General features: G+C 58.1%; 1 protein-coding gene. It reads left to right on the top strand.

Translation table 11 applies throughout. From position 1 onward, the window contains the following. The first annotated feature begins 111 nt into the window (after positions 1–111). Positions 112–606, top strand: coding sequence for a transposase DNA-binding-containing protein (locus tag IVA91_RS26585; protein WP_247459453.1), 495 nt, complete (start codon positions 112–114; stop codon positions 604–606). The last annotated feature ends 65 nt before the right edge of the window (positions 607–671 follow it).

Genomic DNA, 671 nt, shown 5'->3' on the forward strand with positions numbered 1-671 from the left:
CTTTCAATTACCCACATTTAGCCGAGAGGGCTGAGGGAGCGCACCAACTATTGCATCGCGGGAATCGACCGTGATTCCTTGTCTGGCACCGATTCGCAGGGGGCGGTGCCAATGGACGAAGAAGCCGACGCATGGTTTGATCGCGAGCTCGCTGGCTGCAACCTTGCCGACGAGCGCCTGAATAAGCGGCTCCGCAAACTGGTAGCGCAGATCGGGAGCGCCATGGGAGAAAGCATTCCACTGGTGTGCCAGGACTGGGCCAATACCAAGGCTGCGTATCGTTTTTTCTCCGACGACCGGGTCAGTGAGGCCGACATTCTGGCCGGCCACTTTCAATCGACGCGTGAGCGCACGATTGCCACCGACGGACCTATTCTAGTGCTCCACGATACGACCGAGTTCAGTTATCAAAGAGAGAACTCAGACGCGATCGGGATCACCAAGAGCATAAACAGCGGGCGCGACAAGGCGGGCCGCCTGAGGTCGCACACGGTTTGCGGCATCCTGATGCACTCGAGCCTGGCGGTGACAACCGAAGGGCTGCCGCTTGGACTGACGGCGGTCAAATTCTGGACCCGGAAGAAATTCAAGGGGACTGCCGCTTAAGAAGAAGATCAATCCGACGCGCATTCCCATCGAGAAGAAGGAGAGCATTCGGTGGCTGGACAATG

The sequence above is a fragment of the Bradyrhizobium sp. 153 genome (genome assembly GCF_023073835.1).
In the GTDB taxonomy this organism is placed as follows: Bacteria; Pseudomonadota; Alphaproteobacteria; order Rhizobiales; family Xanthobacteraceae; genus Bradyrhizobium.